Source organism: Rhodococcus koreensis, from assembly GCF_900105905.1.
GTDB lineage: Bacteria > Actinomycetota > Actinomycetes > Mycobacteriales > Mycobacteriaceae > Rhodococcus_F > Rhodococcus_F koreensis.
On sequence record NZ_FNSV01000005.1, the window covers coordinates 7,351,067 to 7,370,551 of the forward strand.

Consider the following 19,485-nt stretch of genomic DNA (forward strand, 5'->3'; position numbering starts at 1 on the left):
GATGGTGCGCACAATATCGTCACTAATCGAATTGCAGTTGCACTGACAGCAACAATGCCATTCGTCGCAGTCGGCAGGCGCCGACGCCCCGAGAAGGAGTGGGCATGGCCCAAAACCTCAATTCCCCCTCAGCTGCGCAGCAAACGGACGAGGCCGGCGCGGTGAACCCCTCGCCCCGAGTGCTCCGGCGCGTCGTCGCTGCGAGCTTCGTCGGCAACTTCGTCGAATGGTTCGACTACGCCGTATACGGTTACCTCGCAACGGTTATCGCGGTGGTCTTCTTCCCCGAGGCCGCGCCCACGACGGGCCTGCTGGCCACGTTCGCCGTCTTCGCTATCTCGTTCGTCATCCGCCCGATCGGCGGCCTGGTCTGGGGTCACTTCGGGGACAAGATCGGCCGCCGCACCGCGCTGTCGCTGTCGATCCTCATCATGTCGGCGTCGACGTTCTGCATCGGCCTGATCCCCGGCTTCGATCAGATCGGGTACGTCGCGCCGGTCCTGCTGCTACTCGTCCGCATGGTGCAGGGATTCTCGGCCGCCGGCGAGTACGCGGGCGCCTCGGCGTTCCTCGCCGAATACGCCCCGGACCGCAAGCGCGGCCTCTTCACCAGTGTCGTGCCCGCGTCCACGGCCGCCGGACTGCTGTTCGGATCGCTGATCGCGGCACTGCTCACCGCGGTGCTCTCGACGGAACAGATCAACGGGTGGGGCTGGCGGCTGCCGTTCCTGCTCGCGGCACCGATGGGTCTGATCGGCCGTTACATCCGGTTGAAGCTCGAGGACACCCCGAAGTTCCAGGAAATGGAACAGAAAGTGGAGGCCAACGCGCCGCTGTCGATCCTGTTCACCCATCATCGACGTGCGATCGTCATCGCGTTCGGGGTCACGTGCCTCAACGCGGTCGGCTTCTACCTGATTCTCAGCTACATGCCGACCTACCTGTCGGAGGTGTTGAACGTCGGGCACACGGCCTCGTTCGTCGCCGCGTCGATCGCCCTCGCCTGCTACATCGTCTTCATCTTCGGGATGGGTGCGCTCTCGGATCGATTCGGCCGCAAGCGAGTTCTCATAGGCGCGTCGATCTGCTTCGCCGTGTTCACCGTCCCGTTGTTCAGCGTGCTCGGGGCCGTCGGGATCGTGGGTGTCGTCGTCATCCAGATCGTGCTGTGCGCGTTCCTCACCATGAACGACGGCACCCTCCCGACCTTCCTGTCCGAGATCTTCCCCACCCAGGTCCGCTACAGCGGGTTCGCCTTCAGCTTCAACACCGCCAATGCCCTGTTCGGCGGCACCGCGCCGTTCGTCGCCACCCTACTGATCGAGATCACCGGCAGCCCACTGGCGCCCGCCTGGTACCTCGTCGCCGCAGCCCTCGTCGCCATGGGCTCGATGCTTATGGCCCGCGAAACCTCCCGTAGACCCCTGGCCGACGTCTGACCACCCGTACCTCCCACAGAAATGCGGCATCACGCGATGCCGCCGGCAATTCGAAAGGAACATCATGAACTTGGAGCGCATCAAGAGCATCCCGAACGGCGAGAAGGTCGTTCCCACGTTCTCCCCGGTGGAAATGGACCGCAGGCTCGTCGCGCTGCGTAAGCACATGGCGGACAACGGGGTCGGCGCCGTGCTGTTCACCAGCTACCACAACATCAACTACTACTCCGACTTCCTCTACACCGCGTTCGGCCGCCCCTACGCCCTCGTCGTCACCCAGGACAGCTCGACCACCGTGTCCGCCAACATCGACGCCGGCATGCCGTGGCGGCGCACGTTCGGCGAGAACGTCGTCTACACCGACTGGCGACGCGACAACTTCGAGTACGCAGTGCAGCAGGTGCTGGCGAACCAGGGTATCTCGCGCGGCACGCTCGGTGTCGAGGACGACCACCTCACCCCAGACCTGCGGTCCCGCGTCGCCGCGGTCCTGCCGGGAATGACGTTCACCGATGTCGCCAAGGCCACGATGCGGCACCGCATGGTGAAGTCGCCCGAGGAGATCGAACTGATCAAACACGGCGCCCGGATCGGCGACCTCGGCGGCGAGGCGATCCGCGACGCCGTCACGGAGGGCGTCCCGGAGTACGAGGTGGCGATTGCCGGGTCGAACGCGATGATCCGGGAGATCGCGGCCACCTTCCCGCACGCCGAACTGCGCGACACGTGGGTGTGGTTCCAGTCGGGTGTCAACACCGACGGTGCCCACAACTGGGCCACCAGCCGTCGCGTCGAGCGCGGAGACATCCTGTCGCTGAACTGTTTTCCGATGATCGCCGGCTACTACACGGCGCTCGAGCGCACGCTGTTCTACGGTGAGCCGTCGGCGGAACATCTGCGACTGTGGGAGGTCAACGTCAAGGTCCATCGCCGCGGCCTCGAGCTCATCAAGCCGGGCGCGGTCTGCAAGGACATCGCGGCCGAGCTGAACGAGATCTACGAGGCCGAGGGTCTGCTGCCGAACCGCACGTTCGGATACGGGCACTCCTTCGGCGTGCTCTCGCACTACTACGGGCGCGAGGCGGGCCTCGAGCTGCGCGAGGACATCGACACCGTCCTCGAACCTGGCATGGTCGTGTCGATGGAACCGATGATCATGGTTCCCGAGGGAATGCCTGGTGCCGGTGGCTACCGCGAACACGACATCCTGGTCGTCGGCGAGGACGACGCGGAGAACATCACCCGGTTCCCGTTCGGACCCGAACACAACATCCTCGGCGTCTGACCGGTACGCCGACCCTGCCGCAGGTGTGGCAGGGTCGGCAGAAGTACCAGCCGAGTCGAAGGAGCGCAGCGGACATGAGTGTGGACGACGTCGATCAGCTCGGCGATCAGAACGGTGACACGAAGCCGTCGCCGTCGGTTCTGCTCAACGGGCTGCGCGTTCTGGAGGCGTTCTCGATCACCGAACCGGTGCTCGGCGTCACCGAGATCGCGCGGAAGGTCGATCTGCACAAGAGCAGTGTGTCCCGGATGCTCGCGACCCTCGAGAAAGCGGGATACGTCGAACGGGAGGAGGGGACCGGGCGGTACCGGCTCGGTCTCGGCGTGATCGGCCTGGCCGGGCCGTTGCTGGCGAACCTCGACGTTCGGCGGGTGGCGCTGCCCGAACTCGAAGGCCTGACGCGGCGGACCGAGGAGACGAGTGCCCTGATGGTGTGGAACGGCCACGAATCCGTCGTCGTCGAACAGGTTCCGAGTCCCAAGCAGGTCAAGCACACGGCCGCGGTCGGCACGCGATACGACACGTATGCGAGTTCGTCGATCCAGGTCTTCCTGTCCGACATGCCGCGCGCCGAGGTGGAGCGGCTGTTCGAACGGCGGCTGCTGCTGGGGCCGGACGACGCCGACTCGGTGAGCGAGTACCTCGACGAACTGGGCGAGATCCGTGATCGCGGGTACGCCGTCAACGACGGCCGGACGTCGATCGAGGAGGTCGGCATCTCGGCGCCGGTTCACGACCACCGCGGCGTCCTCGTCGGCGCGGTGATGCTGTCCGCACCCCGGTTCCGGGTTCCCCACACCATGCTCGACTCGCTCGGCCGCACCGTCGCCGAGTCGGCCCGCACGGTGTCCGCGCGGCTCGGTGCACCTGCCGCGACGCGCGACTGACGACCCGATCTCCGGGTGTCCCCGCGGACTATCCTGGGTGGAGCGTGTCGGAGGTGGTGCAGGCCGATGGCGAACGACGATCCGTGGGCAACCCAGCGTCAGCCGGAGATCACGTCCGAGCTGGCAGCGGCAGGGTTCGACGATGCCGTGGAAATCGGCCGCGGCGGGTTCGGGGTCGTGTATCGCTGCCTGCAGGAAGATCTCGAGCGCACGGTCGCCGTCAAAGTCCTGACGTCGAACCTCGATCCCGACAACGTGACGAGGTTCGTGCGGGAGCAACGGGCGATGGGCCGGACGTCCGGGCACCCGAACATCGTCGCGGTCTACCAGGTCGGGGTCACCCGGAGCGGTCGCCCGTTTCTCGTCATGCCGTACCACTCGTTCGGTTCCCTCGACGCGCAGATCCGTCGTTCGGGCCCTCTCGGGTGGCAGGAGGTGCTGCGGCTCGGGATCAAGATCTCCGGCGCCCTCGAGACCGCGCACCGCGGTGGGATGCTGCACCGCGACGTCAAACCGGCGAACATCCTGCTCACCGAATACGACGAACCGCAGTTGACCGACTTCGGTATCGCCCGCGTCTCGGGTGGATTCGAGACGACGGCAGGGTCCATCACCGGCTCCCCGGCGTTCACTGCGCCCGAGGTACTCGAAGGCAGGCCGCCGACGGTCGAGTCGGACGTCTACAGCCTCGGGTCCACGCTGTTCTGCGCGCTGACCGGTCATGCCGCGTACGAGCGCCGCAGCGGTGAACAGGTCGTCGGTCAGTTCCTGCGGATCTCCACGCAGGCGGTCCCCGACCTGCGGGACGCCGGAATCCCCGACGACGTGTGCAGCGCAGTCGAACATGCCATGGCCCGCGCGGTCGAGGACAGGCCGGGCGGTGCCGCCGACTTCGGCAACGAGCTCCGCGCCGTCGAGCGTCGCAACGGTGTGGCCGTCGACGACATGTACATCCCGATTCAGCGGGCGCCCGAGCAGCCGCACGATCATGCGGGCGAGTCCACCCCGTCCCGGCGCCCCGGGCTCCCATACAACGTGCGGACGCCGCCGACCCCGCCCGCGCCGGTGACGAAGTTCCGCCCACCCACGACTACCCGGCAGCTCGTGCCTCGCCGCCGGCTGCTCGCCGCTTTGCGCGCGGGACGGGACCGCAGGCTGACACTCGTCCACGCGCCTGCCGGGTTCGGCAAGAGCAGTCTCGTCGCCCAGTGGCGCGACGACCTGGTCGAGGCCGGGACCGCGGTCGCGTGGCTGACCGTGGACCGGGACGACAACAACGTGGTGTGGTTCCTCTCCCATCTGGTCGAGGCGATCCGGCGGGTCCGCCCGGACGTCGTCACCGACCTGGGGCAATCCCTGGAAGAGCACGGGGACGCGGTCGAACGGTTCGTCCTCACGTCGCTGATCAACCGGCTTCACGACAGCGCGGAGGCGCTCGTAGTCGTGATCGACGACTGGCATCGCATCTCCGACTCCGGGCCGATCGAGGCGATGACGTTCCTGCTCGACAACGGCTGTCACCACCTGAAGATCGTCGTCGCGAGCAGGAACAGGTCGGGGCTGCCCCTGAGCCGGATGCGGGTGCTCGACGAACTCAACGAAATAGCCTCCGAAGACCTGTGTTTCGACTTCGGTGAATCACAGAACTTCCTGGCGGACCGGGTGCAGGTTCCGCTGAAGGACACCGAGATCGAGCAACTCCGGGAATCGACCGACGGCTGGATCGCGGCACTGCAGCTGGCCTCACTGTCGTTGCGCGAAGCCGGGAGTCCGGAGAACCTGATCGAACAGCTGCGGACGGGGACCGACGCCATCGGTGAGTATCTCGCCGAGAACGTGCTCGACGCCCTCGAGCCGGACATGCTCGACTTCATGCTCACCACCTCGGTCCCCGACAAGGTGTGCGGCGACCTGGCGTCGGCGCTGGGCGGTGTGCGGGACGGGCAGGCGAGACTCGAGCAGGTCGCCGCACGCGATCTGTTCCTCGGCAGGACGGGGGACGACCGTCAGTGGTATCGCTACCATCACCTGTTCGCCCAGATCCTTCATCAGCGCCTCGAGCGGGATCACCCCGGGCGCATCACCGATCTGCACCGCCGGGCGTACGACTGGTTCCGGGAGCGGCACCTGCTGGGCGAGGCCGTCGACCACATCCTCGCGGCCGGTGAACCGCAGCGAGCGGTGGAACTGCTCGAGGAGGACGACCTCTACCTCCTCGATCGGTCGCAGATGTCGACGCTGCTCGGCCTGATCGGGAAACTGCCCGCCGACCTGGTGGCCGCCAGCCCGCGGCTGCAGCTCACCATCGGATGGGCGAACTGCGAACTCCAGCGACTCGAACTCGCGCAGGCCGCCCGAACCCGCGCACTCGAGCAGATCGACGCCGGGGAGATGTCCGAGAGCGCCGCCCAGCTCCGGGTGGAAGCGGATGTCCTGCAGGCCGACATCGAGGCGACCGCCGACCGCATCGAGGGTGTGCGCGAGCTCGTCGCCGAGTGCCTCGCCCGTCCCACGGAGTATCACCCCTTCGTGGTGTCGATGGCCGCTCTCATCGAGACGTTCGTGGACACGTGTGAATTCCGGTTCGAGGACGCGTACCGCAGGCAGAGCTGGGCGGCCCCGTACCACCGGCAGAACACGGGGCCGTACTCCGTCGCGTACGGGTACTGTTTTGCCGGGCTCGCGAAGTTCGAACAGCTCGACGTCGGCGGTGCCATGGAGCTGTATCGCAAGGCGTGCCGGCTGGTCCGGGAGGCGGAGAACACGCAGTCGCAGCATGCGCGGCTCACGCGCACGCTTCTCGCCGAAGTCCACTACGAGCAGGGCCGGATCGACGAAGCGGACCAGTTGCTCAATGAGACGTTCGACCCCGCCGCGCTCGGTGGCGCAGCGGATTTCATGATCCGGCACTACTGCCTCAGGGCGCGGATCTTGGCGTTGCGTGGCGATCCCGGCGCCGCGGCACGACAGCTCGACGAGGGGGTTCGGACCGCCGAGACGTTCTCCCTGCCTCGTCTGCGGGCCGCCGTCGACAACGAGCGGGTGCGGATCGGGCTGCCCCTGGCGCCCGGGTTCGTGCCCGTCACGCGCGAGACCCGGCGTACCCCGACGGACGGGCTCGACCTGGCGACGGCGCAGCTCGAGGAAGAGGCGGCCATCATGTTGCTCGAGGCGCAGGGCGATTCGGCGGCCGCGGATCGGGCGTGCGAGTGGGCGAACGACTGGGTGCGGCAACTCGACGGCACCGGGCGGCGCCGGGCCGGGCTGCAGGCGATCCGGTTGCTGGTGTCGTGCCTGTGGGCGGCCGGACGTCGTGACGAAGCGCAGGCGACGCTTCTTCCCGCGGCAGTGGAGTGCGCTCGGCACGAACTGATCCGATTCCTACCCGACGGCGGCCCGAACGTCGTCGCAGCGCTGTCGGCGCTGCGGGAGAGCGGTCATCAGGGCCTGCCGCGGACGTTCACCGATGCAGTGCTCGCGGCAGTCCACTAGCGCCCTCCGGCGAACAGAGGCGCCACGGTTCCAGCAGGGTTTCGTAGTGTGCCCTGGTGAAATCGTGTGTTCCGACGAGATCCGACACCGCGTGCGCAGCCGCCGCGTCGCGCACGGCGGTCGCGAGATCGGCACGCATCCGCTCGTCCTCGCGCAGGGTCACCCCGTCCATGTAGTGGCGTTCCCACGCGGCGTCCTGGGCGCGGTACCAGGACCTGATCCGGCCGGCTTCCGACGCCGCGTCTCGTGCGCAGATCCAGGCGCCGAGCCGCCGGCGGCCGTCGACGGCGCTGCTCGTCCGCGTCAGTGCTCCGAACTGTTCGTCGACGAGTGCTGCCGCATCGACGGCGTGCCGCACGACGTCCTCCCAGTTCGGACCGAAGGCCTGTTCGCATTCGTCCTCGGTCACGGTTAACGAGTCGAGGGCGGACAGCGCGTCGTCCAGCACATCGAGGCGGAGAAGGTACGAGTCCGGCAGGGCGCTTCGGCTCAGTAACTGGAATGCCACGAACGCGTCGCCGCGCACCGGCGCGCAATGCACGAGAATGTCGAGCACCGACAGTCGGGTTTCCGGCGCGTACGCGCCGCGCGCCGGAACCGGGTGCTGCCGGATGAAATGAGCGGCGCGGGCCGGGAGAAGTCGAAGTTCGTCTGTGATCATGTCAGCACTCGACGTAGCTGACGGGGACGTTGACGGCGAGACCGCCGGTGGACGTCTCCTTGTACTTCGACAGCATGTCAGCGCCGGTCGAGCGCATCGTCTCGATCACCTGGTCCAGGCTTACGCGGTGGGTCCCGTCGCCGCGCAGGGCCATCCGGGCGGCGTTGATGGCCTTGCCTGCCGAGATCGCGTTCCGTTCGATGCACGGAATCTGGACGAGGCCTTCGATGGGGTCGCAGGTGAGGCCGAGGCTGTGTTCCATGGCGATCTCCGCGGCGTTCTCCACCTGTTCCGGTGTGCCGCCGAGGATCTCGGCCAGTCCTGCGGCGGCCATCGACGCCGCCGAGCCCACCTCGCCCTGGCAGCCGACTTCGGCGCCCGAGATCGACGCCCGCTCCTTGTACAGGGATCCGACCGCGCCGGCCGCGAGGAGGAACCGGACCGCGGTCTCGTCGGGGTCGGCCCGGCCGGCGGGCGTGTAGTGGACGGCGTAGTGCAGGACGGCGGGGATGATGCCCGCGGCGCCGTTGGTGGGGGCGGTGACGATGCGCCCACCCGAGGCGTTCTCCTCGTTGACCGCGAGCGCGACGAGGTTGACCCAGTCCTCCGCGAACGCGGGATCACGATGGGGGTCTTCCTGATCGAGCCGGAGATACCAGTCACGGGCGCGCCGCCGGACGCGCAGCGCACCGGGAAGGAGTCCGTCGCGGGAGATGCCGCGTCGCTCGCACTCGACCATGACGTCGCGGATGTGGAGCAGCCGGTCGCGGATCTCCGCGGCCGCGCGGGTTTCGCTTTCGAACTCGAGCATGACCTGGCTGACGCGGCATCCGTGCCGCGCGCAGATGTCGAGGAGTTCCTTCGCGGACCCGAACGACGACCCGCTCGCCGGCGTCGGCCGGTGTTCCGTGCTCTCGGCTTCGGTGACCACGAACCCGCCACCGATCGAGAAGTACGTCTCCCGATGGATTTCCACGTTCCCGGCCGCATAGGCCGTCACCGTCATCCCGTTCGGGTGGAACGGCAGGATCGTCAGCGGATGAAGCACGATCTCGTCCTCGGCCAGCGCGATGTGGTGCGAACCGCCGAGCGCGATGCGCCGCGTGGTCCGCATCGCCTCGAGTCGCTGCTCCATCTCCTCGGTTTCGATCGTCTCGGGCCGATACCCCTCGAGGCCGAGCAGGACTGCGGACATCGTCCCGTGGCCGGCGCCGGTCGCGGCGAGCGAGCCGTACAGGTCGACGCGGACGCCGGTGACGTCCTCGAACGCGCCGAGCGTGTGAAGGTCGGACACGAAACGCGCGGCCGCGCGCATGGGTCCGACGGTATGGGAACTCGAGGGGCCGACACCGACGGAGAACAGGTCGAACACGCTGATGGTCACAGGGTCACCGTCTCGTTGAGTTCGGTCGCGTACTGCGCGGGGGTCAGGAGGCCGTACGTGGACGACGACGGCACCGGCAGGATGGCGAACAACCATCCGGCGTGGAACGGATCTTCGGCGACGAGCGCCGGATCAGCGGTGGCGTCGCGGTTCGTCATCGTGATCAGACCGCCGATCGGGGCGTACACGGTGATGGCCGTCCGCGCCGACGACCAGATCACAGCGCAGGGGGAACCCGCGTCGACAGTGCTTCGCACGGCAGGCAGGTCCACTCCGACCACGTCGATGTCGTCGAGTGCGCGGTCGGTGACGCCTGCGCGCAAGGGGAAATCGGAAAAGTTCGCACCCGGCGTCAGCGCCACCCAGCTGTGTGTGGCCGTATACCGTCGGTCCGAGGGAATCTTACGAGCTCTCATGCCTTTTCCTTTGACAGTCGGGCCTTGCGGTCGCGGACCACTCGCCTGCGATCCAACAGATTCGAAATTGATATATCAGTCAGTGCAATAACGGTAGGTCAGTATGCGACATGGGTCAAGAGGGGATCGGGAAAACGTTGGGAAATGTGGCGGCTACGGCCGGAGCGTCGCGGGCAGCACACCTTTGAGAGAACTCATCACGACGAGGGCATCGGCACCCCGGAGGTCGCTCGGCGTCAGCATGTGCTCGTGCATCAACCCGCGGTCCAGCTGCCACGACCGCTCGACACCCGGCAGACATCCCGACGACAACGGCGGCGTCCACCAGACGCCGTCGATCCGGGCGGCGAGGTTCGCGATCGTGGTCTCGGTGACATGCCCGAGTTCGTTGACCAGCACGACGTCGTCGGCATCGGGATTGCGGTGACGCCTGCGGTCGTACCGCTCCCGCAACGTCGTCTTGTGCCCGAGGAGGATGTCGAGGGAATCGACGGGCTCGTCGTCGAGGACGAGGGATACACAGGCAGGCGCGACCGGGGGAGCGAAGACGTCGACGTCCACGCCGCCGTCGCGGTGCAGGCGCACCCGGACCCGGGCCGCTCCGGCGCACGACAGCTGGTGCGCGAGGTGGCGCCGGACCTCTCGTTCCTCGAACTCGTACCCGAGGACCGCCGCGGAACGGGCCAGACGCGACAGGTGACGGTCGAGATGCCGCAAGCCCGTGCGGGGATCGTGATACATCGTCTCCATCAGCTGAACCTCAGCTGTGTCGATCGTCGTGAGCCCCACTGCGGCGGACACGGAAGTGTTCACAGGGCGGAGTCTCGATTCGGCGCGTGACTGGAGGTGGCGGGACCACGATATACGAGTGCGCGGAGCACCGCGACGGCGTCGACCGTCTCCGCGACGTCGTGGACGCGGAGGATGGCGGCGCCGTTCTGGGCGGCGATGAGGGCTGCGGCGACGGATGCGGCCTGGCGGTGGTCGACGTCGCGGCCGGTGATGGCGCCGAGCATGCCTTTGCGGGAGAGTCCGGCCATGACGGGGAGGCCGATCTCGGTGATCTGCCGGAGTTCGCTGAGTAGTTGAAGGTTGTGGGTGAGGGTTTTGCCGAATCCGAAGCCCGGGTCGAGCAGGATGTGCTCGGACGGGATGCCGGCGGTCAGACACGCCTCGATCCGGGTGAGGAGGAAGCGTCGGACCTCGTGTACGACGTTCCGGTATCGGGGTGCGTGCTGCATGGTGGTGGGGTCGCCGAGCATGTGCATGAGGCAGACCGGGACCTGCAGGTCGGCGGCGGTGTGCAGGGCGCCGGGGAGCTGGAGGGCGCGGACGTCGTTGATGAGGGTGGCGCCGGCGGCGACGGCGGCGCGCATCACCTCGGGGCGGGAGGTGTCGACGGAGATGGGGACCGTGGTGTGCCGGGCGAGTGCCTCGATGACGGGGATGACGCGGGCGATTTCGTCGGCGACCGGTGGTGGGGTGGATCCGGGGCGGGTGGATTCGCCTCCGATGTCGAGGAGGTCGGCGCCCTCGGCGACGAGTGACAGTGCGTGGTCGATGGCGTGGTGGTGGTCGGTGTAACGGCCGCCGTCGGAGAAGGAGTCGGGGGTGACGTTGACGATGCCGCAGACCAGGGGGGTGTGGCGGGTGAGGGCGGCGAGCAGCCGGTGGGGGCCGGTGGCGGTGAGAGTGGGGGACGGCATCGGGGTGCACCTCCTTGTGGGTGGAAATCGGCCCCGGGGGACGGCGCCATGTCGTCCCCCGGGGCCGAGGATTGCCTTCGTTGCCGCGTTTATTCGGGGCGGGTTCCGTATTCTTCGGCGGCGTCGATCAGCCACGCCGCGAGGTAGCGGGCGAACGAGGCCCGTACCAGGATGCGGTAGTCGGTGCCGGTGTCGTCGAGTGCGGTGAGGACGACGCCGGCGAGTCCGAGCATGGTCTGCACGGCGGTTCCGGGTCGGAACACGGTGGGGTGCAGGTCGATCGAGCAGCCGGTGGCGAGGATGTCGCGGGCGTGCGCTCCGGTGAGCCGGAGGGTGGTGCGTTGGGCGGAGACGTCGATGGCGGCGCCGCCGTGTGGGGTGACGGCGGTGCGGAGTTGGGTTTCGAGGTCTTCGGGGGACTGGGTGTGGGTGGTGATGAGGAATTCGTCCGGGCCGAGCCAGATCGCGGTCGCCGCATCGCCCTCGATCCGGGTCGAGGGGTTGGTGGGCAGGTCGACGCCGAGGACGGCGGCGGCGGCGGCGGCACCGGGTCCGGTGGGGTCCACCCACAGGTCGATCATGGTGACGAACGGTTCCTCGGTGATGCGCACCGTGTCGGGCAGGTGCGCGAAGGTGTGGTTCCAGCTGTGCAGGGGGCTCAGCGGGGTGAGGGTGTCAGCCATCGCGGCGTGCTCCTTCGGGGTCGACGAGGACGGTGCCGGTGACCTGCACGGCGACGAGGTTTCCGTCGACGGGGACGTGCAGGGTGTCGCCGATTCGGGTGTGGCCGCCCTTGACGAGGGCGAGGCCGAACGGGCGGCCGAGTTCGGCGCTCATATAGCTGGAGGTGACGTGCCCGAGCATCGGGACGGGCGGCGGTGGCAGGGTGCCGTCGGGGCGGTGTTCGATGATCTGCGCGCCCTCGGGGAGGACGGTGTGTTGGTCGAGGGGTAGCAGGCCGACGAACTGTTTGCGCAGCGGGTTCTGGTTTTCCTGCCGGGTGAAGGAGCGTTTGCCGATGAAGTCGGCCTTCTTCTTCGACACCGCCCAGCTCATGCCGAGGTCCTGGGGGGTGACGGTGCCGTCGGTGTCCTGCCCGATGATCGGGTAGCCCTTTTCGGCGCGCAGGACGTGCATGGTTTCGGTGCCGTAGGGGGTGATGTGGTGTTTGTCGCCGGCGGCGATGAGGCGGGCCCAGATGGCGGGGGCGTGCCAGCCGCCGACGTTGACCTCGTAGGCGAGCTCGCCGGAGAAGCTGACCCGGGCGATGCGCACGTGCACGCCGGCGAGGGTGGTGTCCCGCCAGGCCATGAACGGGAACGCGTCGTTGGTGACGTCGAGGTCGCCGAAGACCTCCCCGATCACGTCGCGGGAGCGCGGTCCGACGACGGGGAAGGTGGCCCAGTGTTCGGTGACGGAGGTGAGCCGGACCTGCAGGTGCGGCCATTCGGTTTGGAGCCATTCCTCCATCCAGTCGAGGATTTTCGCGGCGCCGCCGGTGGTGGTGAACACCTGGTAGCGGTCCTCGGCCAGGCGCATGATGGTGCCGTCGTCGATGACCATGCCGTCGACGCCGCACATGAGTCCGTAGCGGACCATGCCGACCTTGAGGGTGCTCATCATGTTGGTGTAGAGCATGTCGAGCAGCACCCCGGCGTCGGGTCCCTGGACGTCGATCTTGCCGAGGGTGGAGCCGTCGAGGATGCCGACGCCGGCGCGGACGGCGGCGCATTCGCGGAGCACCGCGGTGTCCATGTCCTCGCCGGGGTGCGGGTAGTAGCGGGGGCGTTTCCATTGGCCGACGTCCTCGAATACCGCGCCGCGGCCGAGGTGCCAGTCGTGTAGGGCGGTGACCCGTTCGGGGTCGAAGAGGGTGCCGCGGGCGCGGCCGGCGAGGGCGGCGAACGGGACCGGGGTGTAGGGGGGCCGGAAGGTGGTGGTGCCGAGGGTTTCGATCGGGCGGTGCAGGAGTTCGGCGGTGATGCCGGAGGAGATCACCCCGGACGTTTTGCCCTGGTCGTGGGCGGTGCCGATGGTGGTGTAGCGCTTGATGTGTTCCATCGACGTCATGCCGGCGCCGACGGCGCGGGCGAGGTCGGCGACCGTGGCGTCGCGTTGGACGTCGACGAACTGGGTGTCCTGCCCCGCGGGGTCGGGGACCCGCCACAGGACCAGCGGCGGCAGGCCACCCGCATGGTCGGCATCAGCGGTGTCGGTGTCGGTGTCCGCGCCGGGGGCGGGGTCGATTGTCCGATCCGGAACGGTGAAGCCGAGGTCGCGCATGATCGACTGACCCGCGTTCTCGCCGTCGTGCAGGCAGCCGGGGAGGTCGAGAATGCCGTTGGCGGAGCCGGCGACGGTGACGCCGTCGAGGGTCTCGCCGGGCACGAACGCACCCAGGGTGTCGTCGTACTTCAGTGTGCCGCGGGCCTGGGAGAACAGGTGCACGGCCGGGTTCCAGCCGCCGCTGACGAGCAGGGCGTCACACGCGAGCGGGATCGGGGTGCCGGTGGTGTCGTCGCGGGAGGTGACGAGGGCGTGGCTGACCCGGCCGTTGCCGCGGGTGCCGGACACGACGGATCCGGTGCGGACCGGGATGCCCCGCGTGTCGCATTCATGCTGCCAGCGGGTGGGGGCGGTGTCGCGGGCCTCGACGACCGCGTTGATGCGGACCCCGGCGTCGTGCAGGTCGATCGCCGCCTGGTAGGCGCTGTCGTTGGTGGTGAACACGACGGCCTGGGCGCCGACGGTGACGCCGTAGCGGTGCAGGAAGGTGCGGGCGCCGTGGGCGAGCATGATGCCGGGGCGGTCGTTGTCGGTGAACACGACGGGGCGCTCGTGGGCGCCGGCGGCGACGAGGATGTGCCGGGCCCGGATCCGCCACACCCGCTGCCGGCTGACCGCGGCCGGGGCCTGGCCACCGAGGTGGTCGGTGCGGCGCTGCAGGGCGAGGACGAAGCCGTCGTCGTAGTGGCCGAACGCGGTGGTGCGCTGCAGGTGCAGCACGTCCGGGTAGGTGGCGAGTTCGGCGACGGCGGCGGTGGCCCAGTCCAGGGCGGGGGCGCCGTCGATCAGATCCGTGGAGCCGAGGAGGTCGCCGCCGGCTTCGCTCTGCTCGTCGAGCAGCACCACCCGGGCGCCGGCGCGGGCGGCGGTGAGGGCGGCGGCGAGCCCGGCCGGGCCGGCGCCGGCGATCAGCAGGTCGGTGTGGTGGTGGGTGGCGTCGTATTTCGCCGAGTCCGGGATGGTCGCGAGCCGGCCCTGGCCGGGGATGCCGCGGGCGACGAGGCCGTCGAACAACTCGATGGTGGTGGCGAGCAGCATCGGCTCGGGGAAGGGTTCCTCGATCTGCACGAGGCCGCCGGTGTCCTCGGCCCAGGCGGCGGTGATGCCGCGGGGGCGGCCGAGTTTGATGCTGGTGGTGACCTGGTGGACGCCGTTCGCGAGCAGCGCGGAGCCGAGGGTGTCACCGGGGTGGCCGGTCAACTCTTGGCCGTCGAAGGTGAAGGTGTGGGTGGTGGTGCGGTCGAGGCGACCGCCCTGGCGGGTGCGGAAGGGTGCGTTCACGATATCGTCGGCTTCTGCTCGGCCACGCGGTAGACGCTGTGGAATCGGTAGGTGGCGGTGTCGCGGACGGCGTTGAACCAGCGCCGGCAACCGGCGGCATGGGACCACCGTTCGGCGAACAGGCCTTTCGGGTTGGCGCGGAAGAACACGAACTGCGCCCACTGCTCGTCGGTCAACGCGGCCGGGTCTTCGGGGTAGTCGACGTGGGCCTGGCCGCCGTAGTGGAACTCGGTTTCCTCACGCGGCCCGCACCACGGGCATTCGATCAACTGCATGCTGACTCCTGGTTGGTGTGCGGGGGTGGGTTAGTGGGCGACGGCGGCGGCGCCGTGCTCGTCGACGAGGGCGCCGGTGACGAACCGGTCGAGGCTGAACGGGGCGATGTAGTCGTGCGGTTCGTCGTTCGCGAGGGTGTCGGCCAGGCACCAGCCGAGCCCGGGGGTGGCCTTGAAGCCGCCGGTGCCCCACCCGCCGTTGAGGTAGACGTTGTCGTAGGGGGTGCGGCCGACGATCGGGGAGGCGTCGGGGCAGGTGTCGACGATGCCGCCCCAGGTGCGCAGCAGATGCGCGCGGGCGAAGACGGGGAACAATTCGACGGCGGCGGCCATCTGGCGTTCGATGATGTGGAAGGCGCCGCGTTGGCCGTAGCCGTTGTAGGAGTCGACGCCGGCGCCCATCACCAGTTCGCCCTTGTGGGCCTGGGAGACGTAGACGTGGATGGCGTTGGACATCACGATCGTCGGGTGCACCGGCTCGAGGAGTTCGGACACCAAAGCCTGCAGCGGGTGCGATTGCAGGGGGGTGGCGATGCCGAGCATGTCGGTGAGGGTGGAGGTGTGCCCGGCCGCACAGAGCGCGACCTGCCCGGTGGCGATGTCGCCGCGGGTGGTGCGGACCCCGGTCACCTTGTTGCCGTCGGTGACGAAGCCGGTGACCTCACAGTTCTGGATGATGTCGATGCCGGCCTGGTCGGCGCGGCGGGCGAACCCCCAGGCCACGTAGTCGTGCTTGGCGATCCCGGCGCGGGGTTGGTAGGTGGCGCCGAGGACGGGGTAGCGGATGTCGGCGGAGATGTTGACCAGCGGGCAGAGTTTTTTGACCTCGTCGGGTCCGACCCATTCGGCGTCGATGCCGTTGAGTTTGTTGGCCTCGACCCGGCGGACGCTGTCGCGGACATCCTGGAGGCTGTGGGCGAGGTTGAGGACGCCGCGCTGGCTGAACAGGATCGGGTAGTCCAGGTCCTCCTCGAGGCCCTCCCACAGTTTCAGGGCGTGTTCGTAGATGCGGGTGCTCTCGTCCCACAAATAGTTCGACCGGATCAGGGTGGTGTTGCGGGCCATGTTGCCGCCCGCGAGCCACCCCTTCTCCAGCACGGCGACGTTGGTGATGCCGTGGTTCTTGGCGAGGTAGTGGGCGGTCGCGAGGCCGTGGCCGCCGCCGCCGACGATCACGATGTCGTAGGACTTCTTCGGTTCCGGGTTACGCCACAGAAAGTCCGGGTGGTCGGGCAGGTGCGCACCGGGCGGCGGGGTCGCTGCAGTGCCGGAGCTCAGGGTCGTCATCAGTTCGTCTCCGTGAGGTCGGGGTAGAGCGGGAACGCGGCGGCGAGGGCGTCGACCCGGGTGCGCAGGTCGTCGAGGCCGGTGTCGTCGGTGGCCGGGCGCAGGGCGTGGCTGATGATGTCGGCGACCTCGGTGAACGCGGCCTCGTCGAAACCGCGGGTGGCCAGGGCGGGGGTGCCGATCCGCACCCCGGAGGAGATCATCGGCGGGCGGGGGTCGAACGGGACGGCGTTGCGGTTGACGGTGATCCCCACCCGGTGCAGCCGGTCCTCGGCCTGCTTGCCGTCGAGTTCGGATTCGCGCAGGTCCACCAGCACCAGGTGCACGTCGGTGCCGCCGGAGACGACGTTGATGCCGGCGGCCCGCGAATCGGTTTGCAGGAGGCGGTCGGCGAGGATCTTCGCGCCGGTCAGGGTGCGCTGCTGGCGTTCGGCGAATTCGGGTTCGGCGGCGAGCTTGAACGCGACGGCCTTGCCGGCGATCACGTGCTCGAGCGGGCCGCCCTGCTGTCCGGGGAAGACCGAGGAGTTGAACTTCTTCGCCAGCGCCGCGTCGTTGGTGAGGATGACGCCGCCGCGGGGCCCGCCCAACGTCTTGTGGGTGGTGGAGGTGACCACGTGCGCGTGCGGGACGGGGGAGGGGTGCAGTCCGGCGGCGACCAGGCCGGCGAAGTGCGCCATGTCGACCATCAGGTAGGCGCCGACCTCGTCGGCGATGGCCCGGAACCGGGGGAAGTCGAGTTGGCGGGGGTACGCGGACCAGCCGGCCATGATCAGTTTCGGGCGGTGCTCGCGGGCCAGGCGTTCGACCTCGTCCATGTCGACGAGGTGGTCGTCCTCGCGGACGTGGTACGCGGCGACGTCGTAGAGCTTGCCGGAGAAGTTCAGCTTCATCCCGTGCGTGAGGTGACCGCCGTGCGCGAGATCCAACCCGAGGATGGAATCACCGGGGGTCAGCAGCGCCGCCATCGCCGCGGCGTTGGCCTGCGCCCCCGAATGCGGTTGCACGTTCGCGAACCCCGCACCGAACAGCGACTTCAACCGGTCGATCGCCAACTGCTCGATGACGTCGACGTGCTCGCACCCCCCGTAATAGCGGCGGCCCGGGTAGCCCTCGGCGTACTTGTTGGTCAGCACCGACCCCTGCGCCTGCATCACCGCGAGCGGCGCGAAATTCTCACTGGCGATCATCTCCAGGGTGCCCTGCTGCCGCGCCAACTCGGCCCCGATCGCCGCATGCACGGCCGGATCGAGATCCACCAACCGCCGAGTCAACGTCGGGTTTGCTGCCGCCTCGGTGAGGTTTGCGGTGTCCACAGTCATGGTTCGCCTTTCTAGAAGGTCAGTTGACTTCGAACTAATATATCAACTGGAAAGTAGAGTAAGGTCAGGATCGGATAAAGGTCAATAGCTCCGGAAAATCAGGGAGACGAAACATGAGCCTGGCGCATTCCTCGGTCGCGGACACGGCATCGAACGGCGGCACCAACGCTGAACGCGCGTACGAGATCATCCGCGAACGCCTGGTCATGCTCGATATCCGGCCGGGTGAGCCGATCAACGACGACCGCCTCGCCGAGGAACTCGGTTTCGGCCGCACCCCGGTGCGCGAGGCCCTCAAGCGCCTCGAACGCGAACGCCTCGTCGTCGCCTACCCCCGCCGCGGCACCTTCGCCACCGCCGTCGACATGACCGACCTCGCCGACATCTCCGAGATCCGCAAACGACTCGAACCGACCGCCGCCGCCCGCGCCGCGCGCTCCGCGACCCAGGACGCCCGGGCCCGACTCGCCGCGCTCGCCGCCGACATCGCCGAGATCTCCGACACCGAGGACCCCCGCGAGGTGCTGCGCAAGGACGTGCACGTGCACCGCGAGATCTACCGAGCCTCGGGCAACCCGCACCTCGAGGACATCCTCGTCAGCCTCGACGCCCACGCCACCCGCATCTGGTGCCTGTTCCTCGACCGACTCCCCGACGTCGCCAGCCACGTCCGCGAGCATGCTGCCTTGCTGCAAGCCATCGTCGACGGCGACGAGGACACCGCGTCCGCGCTCACCCTCGCGCATGTCGCCGGTTTCGAGCAGGCCATCCGCAAACTGCTGTAGGCGGCGAAGCCGCCTCAACTGAAGACGACCGTCCGGTGTCCGTGAAGCAGGACGCGGTTCTCGCAGTGCCAGCGCACGGCCCGGGAGAGTGCGAGGGCTTCGGCGTCCTGCCCGACGGTGGCGAGTCGCACCGGGTCGAAGGTGTGGTCGATGCGGATGACTTCCTGCTCGATGATGGGCCCTTCGTCGAGGTCGGGTGTCACGTAGTGGGCCGTCGCGCCCACCTGCTTGACGCCGCGATCGAACGCCTGGTGGTAGGGCTTGGCGCCCTTGAAACCGGGCAGGAACGAGTGGTGGATGTTGATCGCGCGCCCGCGGAGCGCCCGGCATGCGTCGTCCGACAGCACCTGCATGTAGCGGGCCAGCACCACGAGGTCGGCGTCGTACCGGTCGACGAGCGACAGCAGTTCGGCTTCCGCCTCCGGCTTGGTCGTGGGGGTGACGGGAACGTGAACGAACGGCAGGCCGGCGGCCTCGGCCATCGGCCGCAGCACCTCGTGGTTGGAGACGACGGCGACGAGTTCGGCGCCGAGATTGCCTGCCCGCCAACGGAAGATGAGGTCGTTGAGGCAGTGGCCCATCTTCGACACCATCACGATGACGCGGGGCAGATCGCTGCCGTTGAATGTGAACGTCATGCCGAACTTCGCGGCCACGTCGGCGAATTGGGCGGTCAGGTGCTCGATGTCGACGTCGCCCGCCGACACGAACGACGTGCGGAGGAAGAAGGCGTCGCTGCGGGTGTCGTCGAACTGCTGATGTTCGGCGATGTCGCAGTTCTGCTCGAAGAGGAAGGAGCTGATGGCGTGCACGATCCCGGGACGCTGGGCGCAGCTGAGCGTCAGGGTGAAGGTCTGGGGCATGGGGTCTCCTCGAAGCGGAACCGTTGAGGTGTCAGTTCTATAGAACTGATATATCAAGAATGCTATTGCAGAGTGGAGAAGCGGGTCAAGGGGCCGGGGCCACCACCTGGCTGAGC

Annotated in this window: 16 protein-coding genes; 5 read left to right on the top strand and 11 right to left on the bottom strand. The window is 68.3% G+C overall.

Annotated features, from left to right (window positions below):
- Positions 1-104: 104 nt before the first annotated feature.
- The 4 genes from BLV94_RS38045 to BLV94_RS38060 all read left to right on the top strand — a co-directional run bounded on the left by BLV94_RS38045 (position 105) and on the right by BLV94_RS38060 (position 7,103).
- On the top strand, positions 105-1,439 hold the full coding sequence (locus BLV94_RS38045; protein ID WP_072940358.1) for an MFS transporter: 1,335 nt from the start codon (positions 105-107) through the stop codon (positions 1,437-1,439).
- Positions 1,440-1,503: 64 nt separating this feature from the next.
- Positions 1,504-2,724, top strand: coding sequence for a M24 family metallopeptidase (locus tag BLV94_RS38050; protein WP_072940359.1), 1,221 nt, complete (start codon positions 1,504-1,506; stop codon positions 2,722-2,724).
- 74 nt (positions 2,725-2,798) lie between these two features.
- A complete protein-coding gene (locus tag BLV94_RS38055) occupies positions 2,799-3,611 on the top strand; it encodes an IclR family transcriptional regulator (RefSeq protein WP_072940360.1) in 813 nt (270 codons plus the stop codon).
- A 66-nt stretch (positions 3,612-3,677) separates the two neighbouring features.
- A complete protein-coding gene (locus BLV94_RS38060; RefSeq protein ID WP_072940363.1) occupies positions 3,678-7,103 on the top strand; it encodes a serine/threonine-protein kinase in 3,426 nt (1,141 codons plus the stop codon).
- Here BLV94_RS38060 and BLV94_RS38065 read toward each other — a convergent pair.
- From BLV94_RS38065 to glyA, 10 genes are all read right to left on the bottom strand, one after another.
- Positions 7,072-7,764, bottom strand: coding sequence for a hypothetical protein (locus BLV94_RS38065; protein WP_072940365.1), 693 nt, complete (start codon positions 7,762-7,764; stop codon positions 7,072-7,074). The genes BLV94_RS38060 and BLV94_RS38065 overlap by 32 nt on opposite strands.
- Before the next feature lies 1 nt (position 7,765).
- Positions 7,766-9,148, bottom strand: a complete 1,383-nt coding sequence (locus tag BLV94_RS38070; protein WP_072940369.1) for an L-serine ammonia-lyase — start codon at positions 9,146-9,148, stop codon at positions 7,766-7,768.
- Positions 9,145-9,564, bottom strand: coding sequence for a glycine cleavage system protein H (locus tag BLV94_RS38075; protein WP_072940372.1), 420 nt, complete (start codon positions 9,562-9,564; stop codon positions 9,145-9,147). The genes BLV94_RS38070 and BLV94_RS38075 overlap by 4 nt, the downstream gene beginning before the upstream one ends.
- A 153-nt stretch (positions 9,565-9,717) precedes the next feature.
- Positions 9,718-10,377 (bottom strand): aminotransferase class IV, encoded by a 660-nt coding sequence (locus BLV94_RS38080; protein ID WP_072940375.1) that lies wholly within the window; start codon positions 10,375-10,377, stop codon positions 9,718-9,720.
- Positions 10,374-11,270 carry a dihydropteroate synthase gene (gene folP / locus BLV94_RS38085; RefSeq protein ID WP_083395799.1) on the bottom strand — a complete coding sequence of 299 codons (897 nt, stop codon included), beginning with the start codon at positions 11,268-11,270 and terminating at the stop codon, positions 10,374-10,376. Before folP ends, BLV94_RS38080 begins: the two co-directional genes overlap by 4 nt.
- 89 nt (positions 11,271-11,359) lie before the next feature.
- Positions 11,360-11,953 (bottom strand): sarcosine oxidase subunit gamma, encoded by a 594-nt coding sequence (locus BLV94_RS38090; RefSeq protein ID WP_072940378.1) that lies wholly within the window; start codon positions 11,951-11,953, stop codon positions 11,360-11,362.
- Entirely contained in the window at positions 11,946-14,837 is a 2,892-nt protein-coding gene (locus BLV94_RS38095) for a 2Fe-2S iron-sulfur cluster-binding protein (protein ID WP_074933908.1), read from the bottom strand. The genes BLV94_RS38090 and BLV94_RS38095 overlap by 8 nt, the downstream gene beginning before the upstream one ends.
- Positions 14,834-15,112 carry a sarcosine oxidase subunit delta gene (locus tag BLV94_RS38100; RefSeq protein WP_074933911.1) on the bottom strand — a complete coding sequence of 93 codons (279 nt, stop codon included), beginning with the start codon at positions 15,110-15,112 and terminating at the stop codon, positions 14,834-14,836. Before BLV94_RS38100 ends, BLV94_RS38095 begins: the two co-directional genes overlap by 4 nt.
- A gap of 30 nt (positions 15,113-15,142) precedes the next feature.
- A complete protein-coding gene (locus tag BLV94_RS38105; protein ID WP_074933912.1) occupies positions 15,143-16,399 on the bottom strand; it encodes a sarcosine oxidase subunit beta family protein in 1,257 nt (418 codons plus the stop codon).
- Positions 16,399-17,721: a serine hydroxymethyltransferase gene (gene glyA, locus BLV94_RS38110; RefSeq protein WP_072951718.1), complete on the bottom strand. Its 1,323-nt coding sequence runs from the start codon at positions 17,719-17,721 to the stop codon at positions 16,399-16,401. Before glyA ends, BLV94_RS38105 begins: the two co-directional genes overlap by 1 nt.
- 113 nt (positions 17,722-17,834) lie before the next feature.
- Between glyA and BLV94_RS38115 the strand changes: the two genes are divergently transcribed.
- Positions 17,835-18,506 (top strand): GntR family transcriptional regulator, encoded by a 672-nt coding sequence (locus BLV94_RS38115; RefSeq protein WP_072951717.1) that lies wholly within the window; start codon positions 17,835-17,837, stop codon positions 18,504-18,506.
- Between the two features lie 14 nt (positions 18,507-18,520).
- Here BLV94_RS38115 and purU read toward each other — a convergent pair whose 3' ends face one another.
- The gene (purU, locus tag BLV94_RS38120; RefSeq protein WP_072951716.1) at positions 18,521-19,369 is read right to left on the bottom strand and encodes a formyltetrahydrofolate deformylase; all 849 of its coding nucleotides are present in this window, start codon (positions 19,367-19,369) and stop codon (positions 18,521-18,523) included.
- Positions 19,370-19,485: the final 116 nt, after the last annotated feature.

What these genes read in the sequence shown, in the direction of transcription:
- BLV94_RS38045 (WP_072940358.1), top strand. Translation starts at nt 105, where the DNA reads ATGGCCCAAAACCTCAATTCCCCCTCAGCTGCGCAGCAAACGGACGAG.
- BLV94_RS38050 (WP_072940359.1), top strand. Translation starts at nt 1,504, where the DNA reads ATGAACTTGGAGCGCATCAAGAGCATCCCGAACGGCGAGAAGGTCGTT.
- BLV94_RS38055 (WP_072940360.1), top strand. Translation starts at nt 2,799, where the DNA reads ATGAGTGTGGACGACGTCGATCAGCTCGGCGATCAGAACGGTGACACG.
- BLV94_RS38060 (WP_072940363.1), top strand. Translation starts at nt 3,678, where the DNA reads ATGGCGAACGACGATCCGTGGGCAACCCAGCGTCAGCCGGAGATCACG.
- BLV94_RS38065 (WP_072940365.1), bottom strand. Translation starts at nt 7,764, where the DNA reads ATGATCACAGACGAACTTCGACTTCTCCCGGCCCGCGCCGCTCATTTC.
- BLV94_RS38075 (WP_072940372.1), bottom strand. Translation starts at nt 9,564, where the DNA reads ATGAGAGCTCGTAAGATTCCCTCGGACCGACGGTATACGGCCACACAC.
- folP (WP_083395799.1), bottom strand. Translation starts at nt 11,270, where the DNA reads ATGCCGTCCCCCACTCTCACCGCCACCGGCCCCCACCGGCTGCTCGCC.
- BLV94_RS38090 (WP_072940378.1), bottom strand. Translation starts at nt 11,953, where the DNA reads ATGGCTGACACCCTCACCCCGCTGAGCCCCCTGCACAGCTGGAACCAC.
- BLV94_RS38100 (WP_074933911.1), bottom strand. Translation starts at nt 15,112, where the DNA reads ATGCAGTTGATCGAATGCCCGTGGTGCGGGCCGCGTGAGGAAACCGAG.
- BLV94_RS38105 (WP_074933912.1), bottom strand. Translation starts at nt 16,399, where the DNA reads ATGACGACCCTGAGCTCCGGCACTGCAGCGACCCCGCCGCCCGGTGCG.
- glyA (WP_072951718.1), bottom strand. Translation starts at nt 17,721, where the DNA reads ATGACTGTGGACACCGCAAACCTCACCGAGGCGGCAGCAAACCCGACG.
- BLV94_RS38115 (WP_072951717.1), top strand. Translation starts at nt 17,835, where the DNA reads ATGAGCCTGGCGCATTCCTCGGTCGCGGACACGGCATCGAACGGCGGC.
- purU (WP_072951716.1), bottom strand. Translation starts at nt 19,369, where the DNA reads ATGCCCCAGACCTTCACCCTGACGCTCAGCTGCGCCCAGCGTCCCGGG.